This is a genomic window from Ferrimonas sediminum (assembly GCF_900100175.1).
Lineage (GTDB): Bacteria > Pseudomonadota > Gammaproteobacteria > Enterobacterales > Shewanellaceae > Ferrimonas > Ferrimonas sediminum.
The window spans coordinates 68829-82802 of record NZ_FNEM01000008.1 but is presented as its reverse complement, the minus strand read 5'-3'; the positions used below and the strand labels follow the sequence as shown (position 1 = coordinate 82802).

At 63.6% G+C, this 13974-nt stretch carries 8 protein-coding genes; 5 read left to right on the top strand and 3 right to left on the bottom strand.

All coding sequences use genetic code 11. The features are described from left to right. Positions 1-113 precede the first annotated feature (113 nt). Genes recD through recC form a run of 3 tightly spaced genes read right to left on the bottom strand, consistent with a single transcriptional unit; the run spans position 114 to position 9217 of the window. Positions 114-2180: an exodeoxyribonuclease V subunit alpha gene (recD, locus tag BLT77_RS10940; protein WP_090365307.1), complete on the bottom strand. Its 2067-nt coding sequence runs from the start codon at positions 2178-2180 to the stop codon at positions 114-116. After that, entirely contained in the window at positions 2177-5797 is a 3621-nt protein-coding gene (recB, locus tag BLT77_RS10935) for an exodeoxyribonuclease V subunit beta (protein WP_090365306.1), read from the bottom strand. The genes recD and recB overlap by 4 nt, the downstream gene beginning before the upstream one ends. Beyond that, on the bottom strand, positions 5798-9217 hold the full coding sequence (recC, locus tag BLT77_RS10930; protein ID WP_090365305.1) for an exodeoxyribonuclease V subunit gamma: 3420 nt from the start codon (positions 9215-9217) through the stop codon (positions 5798-5800). It abuts the gene before it with no gap. A gap of 172 nt (positions 9218-9389) precedes the next feature. On the opposite strand from recC, the gene BLT77_RS10925 reads away from it, so the two are divergent. The 5 genes from BLT77_RS10925 to BLT77_RS10905 all read left to right on the top strand — a co-directional run bounded on the left by BLT77_RS10925 (position 9390) and on the right by BLT77_RS10905 (position 13962). Next, positions 9390-10133, top strand: coding sequence for a hypothetical protein (locus tag BLT77_RS10925; protein WP_090365304.1), 744 nt, complete (start codon positions 9390-9392; stop codon positions 10131-10133). After that, entirely contained in the window at positions 10130-10792 is a 663-nt protein-coding gene (locus BLT77_RS10920; protein WP_090365303.1) for a glutathione S-transferase, read from the top strand. Before BLT77_RS10925 ends, BLT77_RS10920 begins: the two co-directional genes overlap by 4 nt. A gap of 86 nt (positions 10793-10878) precedes the next feature. Continuing rightward, positions 10879-11727 carry a putative selenate ABC transporter substrate-binding protein gene (locus tag BLT77_RS10915; RefSeq protein WP_090365302.1) on the top strand — a complete coding sequence of 283 codons (849 nt, stop codon included), beginning with the start codon at positions 10879-10881 and terminating at the stop codon, positions 11725-11727. Further along, positions 11727-12425, top strand: coding sequence for an ATP-binding cassette domain-containing protein (locus BLT77_RS10910; RefSeq protein WP_090365301.1), 699 nt, complete (start codon positions 11727-11729; stop codon positions 12423-12425). The genes BLT77_RS10915 and BLT77_RS10910 overlap by 1 nt, the downstream gene beginning before the upstream one ends. Further along, positions 12418-13962, top strand: coding sequence for a PhnE/PtxC family ABC transporter permease (locus BLT77_RS10905; protein WP_090365300.1), 1545 nt, complete (start codon positions 12418-12420; stop codon positions 13960-13962). The genes BLT77_RS10910 and BLT77_RS10905 overlap by 8 nt, the downstream gene beginning before the upstream one ends. Positions 13963-13974: the final 12 nt, after the last annotated feature.

Sequence of the window (13974 nt, the reverse complement as noted above, 5' to 3'; positions counted from 1 at the left end):
CCCGCCGCTGACAATGGCAAAACGGCGCGCCGCCTTTGACGCCCATCACTCCGGCTGGCCGCGGTCCGCCCCGACCGACAAACTCACCGGAGAGTCATCGGCCTGCACCGGCGCTACGGCGGGGTCAGTGACGCCAGTCGCTGCGACAGACCCGAGGCCCGCACCGTGCGTCGGCCGATGGCGGCGGCAAACAATCGTGGTGTCGGTGTCAGCAACGTAAACCAGTGACGGGCCCGGGTAATGCCGGTGTACACCAGCTCCCGGGTCAGAATCGGGCTGTCGCTGGCCGGCAGCACCATGGCGGTATGCGCGAACTCCGATCCCTGTGATTTGTGCACCGTCATTGCGTACACGGTCTCCACACTGGACAGCCGGCTCGGCATCACCGTTTTTATCCCCCCCTCGGGGGTCAGGAACGCCACCCTCAGCCGTCGCTGGCCCTGCTCGTCCCACACCGGCAGACACAGGCCCACATCGCCGTTCATCAGCTTAAGGCTGTAATCGTTGCGACTGAGGATCACCGGCCGGCCGGCATACCAACCGCTGTCCTGACTGATCAATCCACGGCGGCACAGGGCCGAGGCGATGCGCCGGTTGAGGCCGCTGACGCCATAGTCGCCGTCCCGCACCGCGCACAGCAACTGAAACTCTCCAAACGCCTTCAACAACTCCTTAATCCACTGCTCTTGCGAAGTAAACAGCATCTGCCACTGTTCCGGAGCCTGGCACTGTTGCGCCCGCTGATTCAGTGCGTCGCCGCCCTGGTGCATCAGGCTGAGGTAGTGACCGTACCCCTGCGGGGAACGCCCCTCCTCCAGGACGCGCCGGTGCGCCTCACCCGTCTCCCCTTCCCCCTCAATGCACAGCCGCTCCAGGTAGGTGTCTTCGGCACCGGTCAGACGCCGCTGCTGCAGATCCCGCCAGCCTCGATGCCAGAGCGCATTCGCCTGCTCCGGCTGGCCTTCGTTGACCGCCTGGGCCAGATGGCCGATGCCGCTGTTGGCGTCGAAACGGTGGCTTTTTCTCAGTAAGGCAATCTGCTGCTCCAACGCAGTGCCCGGCCCCTGCCAGGCCTGGAGTTGATAGCCGCTGTGACTGTGCAGGTAGTCGGTGGTGGCCGGCCAGTAGCGGGGCTTGGCAGCCTGCTCACACAGATCCCCCAGCACCGCGCCCGCCTCCACCGACGCCAGCTGGTCTTTGTCCCCCAGCAGAATCAGCCTGGCCTGGGGCGGCAGCGCCGCCAACAGCGCCGCCATCATCTCCAGATCCACCATGGAGGCCTCATCCACCACCAGCAGATCCAGGTGCATGGGGTTGCCCTGATGGTGTTTAAACTGGCGGCTGTCCGGGCGGGATCCCAGCAGCCGGTGCAGGGTACTGACCTGGGTAGGAATGGCTGCGGCCAGTGGTTCAGGCAACTGGCTCAGGGCACCGGACAGAGATTCCGACAGCCTCGCCGCCGCCTTGCCCGTGGGAGCTGCCAGCTTAATTCTCAGCGCCGCACCGCTGTCCATCGCCAACTGCTGCAGCGCCGCCAACAGCCGCACCACAGTGGTGGTCTTACCGGTACCCGGCCCTCCGGAGATCACCGTAAACCGGCTGCGACATGCCAGCGCCGCCGCCACGCTTTGCCAGTGCACCTCACTGCCCTGCTGCTCCGTTTCCGATTTCAACGGCGCAAACAGGGACTCCAGCTGACACCGCAGCGCCTTGGCGTCCACCGCCAGCGGCATCAATCGGGCGGCCAGCCCTTCGGCGACCTGACATTCATAGCGAAAGTAGCGGCGCAGATAGAGTCGCCCCTGACTCAGCACCAGCGGCCGGCTGTGATCCTGGTCCTGACCGTCCACCGACACCACGGCGGCCCGGGCCAGGGCTGGCAGCCAGGACTCCGGTGACCACTGCGCCATCAACGACGACGGCAGCGGCAGTTGCGCCGGCTTTCGCCCCTCAGGGGGCAACGCCAGCACCTGCTGGGGCAGGTTCAGCAGTTGCTCGATGTCCAGGCACAGATGGCCTCGCCCCAGTTGGTGGCTGGCCCACACCGCCGCCAGCAGCACCTGGGCCGGCGTGTCCGGCTCCTGCTCCAGCAACAGCCGCGCCAGGGCCAGATCCAGCGGCCGCAGCCAGCCCTCGTCCAGATAGTCGCTCAACGCATCAAACAGTGATTCCGGGGTCATGCGGGTTCTCCGTGAAACAGGGCATCCATGGCGTCCACCAGAGCCTGGTCAGGCTTCAGGGCGATCACGCCGTTACCGGAGTCGGCCTGTGCCGCCCCCATGCCGCGAAGGAACAGGTACACCCCGCCGCCGAGATGACGCTGATAGTCGTAATCCGGCAGGCGGGTTTTCAGCAGCCGGTGCAATGCCAGGGTGTACAGGGCCAGCTGCAGATCGTAGCGATGAGACAACATCGCCTCCTGCATCGCCTCAAAGCGATAGGCACTGTCGTCCGGCCCCAGGTAGTTGGATTTGTAGTCGGCCACGTAAAAGCGGCCCTGATGCTCAAAGGTCAGATCGATAAAACCCTTGAGCATGCCGTGTAACTGCTGGGGCTTGAGGTTGGGCCTGGGCAGGCCAGGCCACAGGTGGGCGCGCACCAGGCTGTCCAGCCGGGCCACATCCAGTTCATTAACGGCAAACCAGAACTCCATCTCGGCCACCACACTGCCGAGCTGGCACAAAGCCACCTGCTGCGGTTGGTCGTCATTGGCGGGCAGCGGCATCGGCTGGGCCAGTGCCGCCGTCACCCAGGGCTGCAGTACCGTTGGCCACGACTCGTAGCCCTTGTGCTCACACCGTTGCAGCAGCTCCTGTGCCAGGGCGTCGGCGCAGTAGCGATCGAAGCCCTGATTGGCGATCCACTCCAGCCAGTCGTGCAGGAAGGTGCCGGGACCGGCGCCCCGGGGGAAACCGTGGATGGAGTCCGGATCCGGCTCCTGTGGCAGTGGCAGGTCCTGCTCGGCCATCAGTTCGCCGATGCGGCTCTGGGCGCCGCCGGCACTGGTATCGGAGCCATCTCGGTGATGGCTCATGCCATGCAACAGTGCCGAGTAGGAGCCCACCCGCCAACCGGCCGGCACGCGCCGCTCAGGGAGGGTGGCGCTCAGGGCGCTGGCGTCCACTCTGGCCTCCTGCCACACAGCCTCGGTCGCCTCGGGTAACGGCGTCAGCAGCGCTTGCCCCGGCTCAACCAGGTCCTGCAGCCGGCTTGCCAGATCATGGGAATCCATGGGCTCGCCTTGCCCCAGCAGATACCCCAGGGCACTGTGGTGCAGATCGCTGCTGTCCCGTTTGCCGGTCCGGCCCAGTTTCACCGGTGCCAACCCCAGAAAGCAGGCGTACACCGGCCGGGTCAACGCCACATACAGCAGCCGAAGGTCTTCCGCCAACCGCTCGTGCTCCGCCTGTTCGACGGCCTGCTGATCCGGGTTGAACGCCACCGCGTTGTGGCCATCATGGTCACGGTAGGTCAGCAGTCCGTCCCGAGCCGCCGCCTGGCGAAAACCAAACACAAACGGCAACAGCACCAGCGGGTATTCCAGCCCCTTGGATTTGTGAATGGTCACCACCTGCACCAGTTCGGCATCACTCTCCAGCCGCAGGATCTGATCATCGTCCCCCTGGCCGGATTCGATCTGCTCGGCCAATAACCTCAGCAGCGCCAATTCACCATCCACGGTGGCCGACGCCGCCTGCATCAGCTCGGCCAGGTGCATCAAGTTGGTCAGACTGCGCTCGCCCCCGCCCTCATGCATCAGCCGGTTGGCGATGCCGTAGTCGGCCATCAGCCTGCGTACCATCGACAGCACCCCTTTGCTCTGCCAGTGCTGCTGATAGCCTCGAAACTGCTCCACAACCCTATCCCACTGGTGTTCATCGCCATTGAGACTGTCCAGGGTGGTCCAGTCCATGCCCAGGGTCTGGCAGGCTAGGGCGGCGCGAATCCGCCGCTCCTGCTCCGGGGCCACCACCGCCTGCAGAATCAGCAACAGATCCTGGGCCTCGGCACTGGCGTAGACCGAGTCCTTATCGGACAGATAGACACTGCGGATGCCGCGGCGGTCCAGGGCGGCGCGAATCGCCTTGGCCTCGGTAAAGTCCCGCACCAGAATCGCCATGTCGGCAGCGTTCAACGGTGTCAGTTCACCCTCGCGCTCAAAACCAGCCCGGCCCTGACTGGACAGGGTGAGGTAACGACACATCTCGCTGGCGGCCGCCTCGGCCTGGCGCTCGAGGTAGCGCCCCTTGTTCACCGGCTCACTGTCCGGGTCCAGCCACAGGTTCAGGCCGTTGACCTCTTCCCCGTCTATCAGCAGCCGATCCGGCTTGCCGTTGGCGTCGACACTGATAAAGGGGATCTCGTCGGCAAACAGAAACGGGCCTTGCCGATACCCCTGGGCCAGCTCAAACACCGAGTTGGCCGCCGCGACCATCCCCCGAGTGGAACGGTAGTTGGTGCCCAGGGTGTAATGACGCCCGGCGGTATCCCGGCGGGCCTGCAGGTAGGTGTGAATGTCGGCCCCGCGAAAGGCGTAGATGGCCTGTTTGGGATCGCCAATCATCATCAGGGCACACTGGGGCTGATCCAGGTACAGGGTTTGAAACAGCCGGTACTGAACCGGGTCGGTGTCCTGAAACTCATCGATCAGCGCGGCAGGAAACTGCTGGCGAATCAGCTGGGCCAACGCCTGGCCATTGTCGCCGCTCAGGGCAGCATCGAGGTGACGCATCAAATCATCGAACCCCAGCACCGCCTGGCGCTGCTTCTCCGCCTCGAGCCGATCGCTGACCCAGGCGGCGGCGTGGCTCAGCAGGTTGCGCTTAAGATCCAGCGATGCCAGGGTATCCACCAGCCCCTGCATCGCCTCAAACGCCGGATTGGGCTCCAGGCTCTTGCCCTTGTTGCAGGCCGCCTGAATCCCTTGGGAACTGAAGTGCTCACAGGCCTTGGACGGCTTGCCGGCAGCCGTCTCCGGCAGGCTGAGACGGTCGTCGTCCAGCCAGCGGCGCACCTCCTCCAGCAACACCGGTTTGATCTTGGCTTTGGACACCAGTTTGGCGGCCAACGCCGCCTGTATCTGCTCGCTGACCGCCTCAAACTCCCGCTGCCAGACCGCCTTGGCGTGCGCCACCGCCTGGCACTGCTCCGCCACCACCTCGGCCGGCGAACGCCCTTTAAGGCCACGCCCCAATAGCGGCATCAGCGCCTTTTCCAGCGCCGCCGGAGTCGAATACAGATCGTAGATCGGCTGCAGCGCCTGACTGCTCAGGGGGTAGAAGTGCCCCCGCCAGTAGTCGCGCACCGCTTCCTGCCTCAGGCCACTGAGGTCGGTCTGCAGCTCCAGGCTGAACAGGGAGCCGGAGTCGAACGCGTGCTCGCGCAGCATCCGCTGGCACCAGCTGTGGATGGTATGAATGGCGGACAGATCCATCATCTGCGCTGCCAGCTCCAGCTTCAGGGCGCAGCCCGGGTGGGCCTCTACCGGGTAGCTGGCCCGCAACCCGACCAGAAAGGGATCCGGCTCGGCCAACTGGCCGCGAAAGCAGCGTGCGCCCTCCACCAGCCGTTTACGAATCCGGTCCCTCAGCTCTTCGGTGGCGGCGTTGGTAAAGGTCACCACCAGAATCTCCGGCGGCATCAACCCGCCGTTGGGGTGGCCGTACTCACCGCCGTGGCCCAATACCAACCTCAGATACAGGGCGGCAATGGTGTAGGTTTTGCCGGTGCCGGCACTGGCTTCAATAAGCCGGGTGCCGGACAGGGGAAAGCTCAGGGGTTGCAGCGTCGTGGTCATCTAAACCTCCACCTGCTCGACAAGATCGAGCAAGGGTTGATACAGCGCCTCGGCCAGCGCCGCAAAACGGTCGCCGTCGAGACGGGAAAAATCGGGGTATTGTCGTGCCAGATAGGGGCTGTAGCCGAGATCGCCGCCGCCAAAGAAACCCGGCTCATAGGCCGATTGCGCCGACTGCAGGCGGTCGTCATGGTTGCCGTCGGCGGCCAGGTAGGCAAAGGCCGCTCGCGGTGCCACCGGCAGCGGCTGTCGCATGGCATCGGCATAGAGGGTCATCAGCATCTGCAACCGCTCCCTGGCCTGTTGCGGTGCCATTAGCGCCAGTTGCCAGACGCCGTCACTGCCGATCAGCATGCTGGTGATGGAATGATCGCAGGCGCAGGCAGCCAGATGGCCACAATAGAGCGCATTCATATGCAGCGGGTTTTTCAGGCCGGCCTTGCCACCGAGGTTACCGGGTCGTACCTGCAGCTGGACCCAATGCCCCTGCGAGTCCTGATACAGACGGCTGAGCCAGTCCTCCAGCACCAGATCCCCATGACTGTGCCTAAGCTCCAGCGACGCCTCGGTCAGGGTCAGCCCCTGCAGGCAATGCTGATAGTGTTGGTAAGCCTGCCAGGCGGGTTCGGCCAGATCCTGGCTGGCCAGGGCGGCAAACCCCTTCATCGGCAGCTGGCCACGACGGACCAGTTTGCTGACGGTGACCTCCAGCGCGTCTCTGGCCTGCTGTGGCTCCGACAGGTAAAGCTGCTGCAGCAGCTCGTCCCTGAGCAGATAGCGCTGCAGGCCGTCCAGCGCAAAGGGTTCGAGATCATCGCTGACCGACATCTCCTGGACGAACCACACCCCCAGACGCTGATTCATAAAACTGCGCACCGGATCCGCCAGTAACCCCTGCAGCTCGGACAGCATCAGCGGCTCGTCGCGGCTGAGCGCCGGCAGCCGCGCATCCGCTTCGGCCTGGGGCAATGACGGCTGATGGTGCACCTGCTGCCATTCGCTGGCGTAGGAGAACAGCGCCGGATGCTGACCGTCGAAATAGGCGGGGGCAAACGGTTGCAACGGGTGGACCGTGGTCAAGCTGTCCAGTAAATTCTGGCCGGCAAGGGTAAAGGCGCTGCACAGGTAATCCTGCAGCTGGCCCACCAGCACCGACGGCGTGCGCTCGCTGTTGTCGCGGACATTGCGGCCGATGTAACTGATGTACAACTGCTCCCGGGCGGCCAGCAACGCTTCCAGAAACAGGTAGCGATCGTCTTCCCGCCGGGAACGGTCCCCGGGCCGGTACTGACCCGCACGGGCCATCATATCGAAGTCCAGCGGCGGCCGGCTTCTGGGGTAATCGCCGTCGTTCATGCCCAGCAGGCACACCTGCTGAAACGGTATGGCCCGCATCGGCATCAGGGTACAGAAGTTCACCTTTCCGGCCAGAAACCGCTGTGACACCCCCTCGTCACCAAAGGGAGCCAGCGCCACCTCCCGAACCACGGTGATGGGCAGTTCCTGATCCAGCCCGGCGTCGTCGCAGGCGGCGAGCCACTGGGCCAGTGCATCCTGCATCCGCTCCAGCAGCAGGGTCTCCTGTTCATCCTGAGGCAGGAACAGTGCCGCCACCGCCGACCGCAGCAGCTGATTCCATTGTGACGGGGTGTGACTCTGGCCCAGCTGCTGCCACAACTGCGCCAGCGCATCGATCAGCTCGCAGACTTTGCCCACCAGCGCCGCATCCAGCCCCCCCACTTCGTCCAGAGGCTCGATGCCGTGCCAGTTCTCGCCCTGGCCCACGGCGTAGCCCAGTAGCATTCGCTTCAGACCAAAGCGCCAGGTGTTCTGCTCCAGTTGCTCCGGCAGCTGAAAACTCTGCCGCTGCTGCCCGTCCAGGCCCCAGCGCACTCCGGCCTGCTCCACCCAACGCGCCAGCAGTGGCAGCTGCGACTCATCGATGTCGAAACGGGCTCGCAACGCCGGTACCGCCAGCAACTCCAGCAGCTCCGACACCGTGAACCGCGATTGCGACAGGTGCAGCAGCTTCTCCAGCGCCAGCACCACCACCTGGTGGCCGCGTTCGGGACGATCGGCAATGGTAAAGGGGATATAGCGGCTGTCGTCCCGCTCCAGGTGGCCAAACACCGCCTCGATGTGGGGAGCGTACAGATCCACGTCCGGCATCATCACGATGACGTCGGAGGGACTTAAATCCGCTTGTTCATTGAAACGGCGCAACAGCTGATCGTGCAGCACCTCGACCTCGCGCTGTCGACTGTGGGCCAGGTGAAACACCACCGAGCGATCCTCGACGTCCAGCGGCTGCGGCGACGCCGGCATCGGTTCGAGGTCGAAGATTCCCTGCTGAATCCGGTTAAGCAGGCTCGGCACCGACGACTCCGGCAACGGACTTTGCCACAGGTCGATGGTACGGAAATAGTCCCGGTACTGATCCGGCTCGTCGATGCCGTACAACAGGCCGATGTAATCGCGCCCCTGCTTGCCCCAGGACGCCAGCAACGGATTGGCATGCTGATGCATCGATTCCAGATCGATCACCGCCGGCGCGCCGGGCTTGCGGCTGTGGCGGGCCCGGGCCAGTTCCCGTCGCAACAGTTCGCGATCTTCGACAATGTCGGCCCAGAAATGCTGACAGGGATTTTGCACGCACAACAGAATCTGGCAGTGCTTCGCCAGTGCCTTCAGCGATTCCACCGCCTGCTGAGGCAAGGCACTGATGCCAAACACCAGTACCCGTCGCGGCAGCGCCGGCGGCCGTTGCGGGGCCTGTTCCAGGGCATCGATAAAGCTCTGGTGCAACCTGGCCCGGCTGCTGTCACGCCATTGAGGGGTCATATCATTGACCACCGCCCGCCACAGCGCCGGTTGCCAGGCCTGAGCCCCATCGATGTCGGTTGGCTCACCGCCGGCCGACAACAGGGTGTCGTCTCCACGGGCCCAGGCATCGAGCCAATCGGCCCGGTACACCTGATACTGGTCAAACAGATCCGCCAACTGCTCCGCCAACTGGTCCAGCTTGCGGCAATCGCCGTCATCATGCAGAAACTGTTTCAGCGGTGCAAACACCGGCTGAGTCAGCAGCTGTGGCAACAGCTTCATCAACCGCCAGCGCAGCTGCGGTTTGTCGTAGGGCGAGTCTTTCGGTACCGCCTGTTCACCCAGCACCGCCCGGTAACTCTGCCACAGGAACCGCGACGGCAGCTGCATCTCCAGGGCCGCGGCGATCCCCAGTCCCTGCTCCGACGCCAGGGCCAGCTTGAGCCACTGGGCCATGCCGTTGCTCTGCACCAAAAAGATCTCGTTTTCCAATGGCCCCAGGGGGTGGGCCCGGATCCACTCCACCAGCAAGGTGCGAAGGGGCTCCATCTGGTTGGCATGGATGATCGACAGGCCTGGAACTATGGGCGCGGACATGGTGGCTTCCGTTATTAGCTAAGTGAGCTAATCATAACGAGTTTTTGTTCAGGTCTCTACGAACTGTCCACCGCCGGGGCACAAGCGACGAAATAGCCGCCACCGCGTCGCATTTACCGGTCAATTCCGGTAGCTTAACCCCGAACACGGACGCAACAGAATCGGTCGAGCAATGACGCTACTCAAACCCCTGCGCAAAACCCACAAAATCTTAAGCTACTTTGTCTTCGTTCAGGTCACCCTGTGGCTGCTCGGCGGCGCCTATTTTGCCCTGATGCCATTTCAATCGGTGGTGAAAGGCGGTGACCAGGTTCGCAAGCCGGCGCCGCTGACGTCGATGACGCAACTCTCCGACGCCCTCAAGGGCACGTCATCGAACACCGACGTCAGTCAACTGCGGCTGCTGGACTCGGCCCAGGGGCCGCTGCTGCGGATCGATGCCCCGTCCGGGCCACAGTGGTTCAACCTGGGCCAGGGCCAGCCCGCCACCCAGGTCAGCGCGAACCAGGTGGCCCGCTTTGCCGAGCGGCTCTATATCGGCACCGGCCAACTGGCACCGCCACATCGGCTGCAAAGCGTGCCGGATCAACTCGGCGGGCTGGTGCAGGAGCTCAAACACGCGGGGCCGGTCTGGATGGTGGTTGCCAATGACCCGGTTCAGACCCGGCTCTATTTTGACGGCCAATACGGCCACTACCTGACCAGCCGCAACCAGGCCTGGGTGTGGTTCGACGCCCTGTGGCGGTTGCACGTGATGGACTACGATGACGGTGAAGACTTTAACAACCCGCTACTGATACTGTTTTCCATCACCGCCCTGCTGTTCGCCCTGAGCGGTTGCGCACTGGCAGTGCACAGTCTGAAGCAAAGCCTGGTGAGACGCTGGCGCCGTCTGTCCCGAAGGATACCGTTATGATGCGGCCCATTCTGTACTCTTTTCGTCGCTGCCCCTACGCCATGCGGGCCCGTCTGGCCCTGGATTACGCCCACATCGAGCTGGAACTACGAGAGGTGGTGCTCAAACACAAGCCGGCGCACCTCAGACGGATCTCCCCCAAGGCCACGGTGCCGGTGCTGCAACTGAGCGACCACTGGCTGCTGGATCAAAGCCTGGATATCATGCTGTGGGCCCTGTCCCGCAACGACCCGCAGCGGTGGTGGCCCACTGAGCCTCAGGCCCAGGTTCAGGCCCTGGCCCGAATCCAGTACAACGACGGCCGCTTTAAGTATTGGCTGGATCGATACAAGTACGCCGATCGCTTTCCCGAACACTCTCAGCGCTATTACCGGCTTCAGGGCGAACAGTGGTTGCGGCAACTGGATCGCCAACTGAGCCAGGCCACCTGGCTGGGCGGCCAGCAACCGGATCTGTCTGACATGGCCCTGATGCCCTTTGTGCGTCAATTTGCCCATGTGGATCCCGATTGGTTCGCCGCCGCCCCCTACCCGCATCTGAGACGCTGGCTGGAGCACCTCAAGGCCAGCCCCGCTTTTGCCCGAATCATGGCCAAATACCCACCCTACCAACCCGATGACCCTGTTATTGTTTGGCCAACTGATGCGATCACGACTTAAAAAATGCCGCCGGGACGCGTACACTGGCGTAAAATAACATTCACCGGCCGCTGCGAGCGGCCTTTTTGTTGATTCAAGGACCCGATATGCGCCGCTTACTCGCCCTGATGGCATTGATGCTAGCCCCTGTGGTAGCCGCCCAGACCTTCACCTTTACCGCCATTCCGGATCAGGATGAAACCCGCTTGAGAAGCCGGTTTGATCAGGTGGCCGACTACCTCTCCACCGAGCTGGGTGTCGAGGTGAAATACGTGCCGGTGAAATCCTATGCCGCCGCCATTACCGCCTTTCGTAACAACCAGGTGCAACTTGCCTGGTTTGGCGGCCTGTCCGGGGTTCAGGCCCGGGCCCGGGTTCCTGGCTCACAAGCCATCGCCCAGGGTTACGAAGATCAGTTTTTTAAATCCTATTTCATCGCCCACGCCAGTACCGGACTTAACGCCGCCGACAGCCTGCCCGACGCGCTGAACGGCAAAACCTTTACCTTTGGTTCGAAAGGCTCCACCTCCGGCCGGTTAATGCCGGAATTCTACCTGCGCCAGGCGTTCCAACAGGCGCCCAAACAGACCTTCAGCAAGGTTGGCTTCAGCGGCGACCACAGCCGCACCATCGCGCTGGTTCAGGCCGGCAGCTATCAGGTGGGCGCCGTTAACTATAAGGTATGGGAATCGGAACTGGCCGCCGGCCACATCGACACCAGCAAGGTGGCGGTCATCTGGGAAACCCCCACCTACCCGGACTACCACTGGACCATTCGCGGCGACGTCGACGCCACCTGGGGCGCCGACTTCACCACCAAGGTGACTCAGGCCCTGCTGGAGATGAAACAACCCGCCCTGCTGAACGCCTTTCCCCGCAGCCATTTCGTGCCGGCAGACAACGGTGACTACCAGCCGATCCTGGACACTGCCAAGTCCATCGGACTGATGGACTGATGTCTGCCCCCCTGAGGCTGGACCAGGCCTCTCTGGAGCACGACGGCGTTGCCATACTGCGCAACATCAGCCTCACCATCCGCTGCGGGGAAACCGTGGCGTTGGTGGGCGCCTCCGGTGCCGGTAAATCGTCGCTGCTGGAGCTGCTGCGCCAACAGCACAGCGACCGGGTCGCCTGGTGCCCCCAGGCGCCGGGGCTGGTGCCGATGCTGAGCCTGTACCTGAATGTGTACATGGGCCAGCTCCATCAGAAATCGCTGTGGCGCAACCTGAAAAACCTGTTTTTTCCCTGCGCCACTCACTGGCAGCAGGTCCACGACCTGGCCCGGGAGTTGGGGCTACTGGGCCAGGACGATGCCCAGACGCAGCGTCAACGCATGCTGCAGTCGGCCGAACGCTTCTCCGGCGGCGAACAGCAGCGCATCAGCATCGCCCGGGCGCTGTTTCAGCAGCGGCCGGTGTTTCTGGGCGACGAGCCGGTCTCGGCCCTGGACGAGGTGCAGTCGCGGCGGGTGATTGAGCGAATCAAGTCTCATCATCGCACCTCGGTTCTGGCCCTGCATGATGTGGAACTGGCTCTGGCCTGCTGCGATCGCATCGTCGGCTTAAGCGACGGCCAGGTGGTCCTGGATCGCGCCAGTGCCGACCTGGACAGTGCCACCCTGCTGGCCCTCTACCCCGAACAGCCCCATGGTTAACGCTTTAAAACGAGCCTGGGTACGCCCCAAGGTCAACCGCGCCGCCGAGTTCCGTCGCATCAGTTTTTGGCTGGCTCTGGCCGCACTGGCATGCCTGCCGTTTGCGGATCTGACCGTCTACCAACTGTCGCCAGCCACCGAGTTGGGCCGGCTGCTGGTGGGCATGGCCACTCCGGACTTTCTGGCCACCGAATACCTGGTCGACGCCGTGTTCACCACCCTGGCCTTTGCCCTGCAGGGCATCACCCTGGCGGCGCTGAGTGGCTTTGGGCTGTCACTGCTGTATCAACTGCGCGGCGTGCGCATCCTTGCGGCCCTGCTGCGGTCGGTTCACGAACTGTTCTGGGCGCTGCTGTTTCTGCAGCTCTTTGGCCTCTCGGCACTGACCGGCGTCCTGGCCCTGTGGCTGCCCTACACCGGCATCTTCACCAAGGTGTTCGGTGAAATTCTGGAAGAGGTGGATCGCCAGCCGGAAGCGTCCCTGCCCAAGGCCACCACCCTGAGCCAGGAGATCGGCCTGTTGCTGTACAGCCGGCTGCCGCTGGCATGGCCGCACTTCAAACACTACGCCCGTTACCGGCTCGAGTGTGGCATGCGCTCCTCGGTGGTACTGGGGTTTGTGGGGCTGCCGACCCTGGGATACCACCTGGAAACCGCCTTCCGCCAGGGCCACTATGCCCAGGCCTCGGCACTGCTGTACCTGTTTTACCTGCTGATCGCCACCATGAAGTGGTGGTGCCGGGGAGCGCTGTTGCCACTGTATCTGCTGGCGTCACTGTGGTTTCTGCCCCCGATCGCCAGCATCAACTGGGATCTGGTCATCCAGTTTGTCAGCCAGGACATGGTGCCGGCGCCCCTGCGGGCCGAGCACTGGCAGTGGTCGGCGGATCTGCAGCCCTGGTTGATGATGCTGTGGCAGGAGCAGATTCTGCCCGGGCTCACCGACACCCTGCTGCTCAGTCAGATGGCGCTGCTGCTGACCGCACTGCTGGCGCTGGTGTGGTTTCCCCTGCGCAGCCGCTGGTTGCTGCCGAAGTCGTTGCGGGCACTGGGTCAGCTGTTTTTGATCGTCACCCGTTCCACCCCGGAGTTTGTGCTGGCCTTCGTCGGCCTGTTGATGTTTGGCCCCAGCCTGCTGCCGGCGCTGCTGGCGCTGGGCATTCACAACGGAGCCATCATCGCCCACCTGATTGGCGGATACAGCCAGACCCTGAGCTTACGGGCCGACGATACCCCCAAAGGGCTGAGCCGCACCAGTCTCTATCTGTACCAGATTCTGCCCCGCGTTTATCCGCAGTTTGTCACCTGGCTGCTGTATCGCTGGGAGATCATTCAGCGGGAAACCGCCATTTTAGGGGTACTGGGCATCACCACTCTGGGGTTTTATATCGACTCGGCGTTTGAAGAGTTTCGTTTCGACCGCGCCCTGGTGCTGATTGTGGTCACCGCCCTGCTGAACCTGCTGGTCGACGCGATCGCCCGGCGCCTGCGCGCCCGGCTGCAGCAACCCAGACGACTGCAACACCGGGACGCCTGAGGCCCAGGCGCC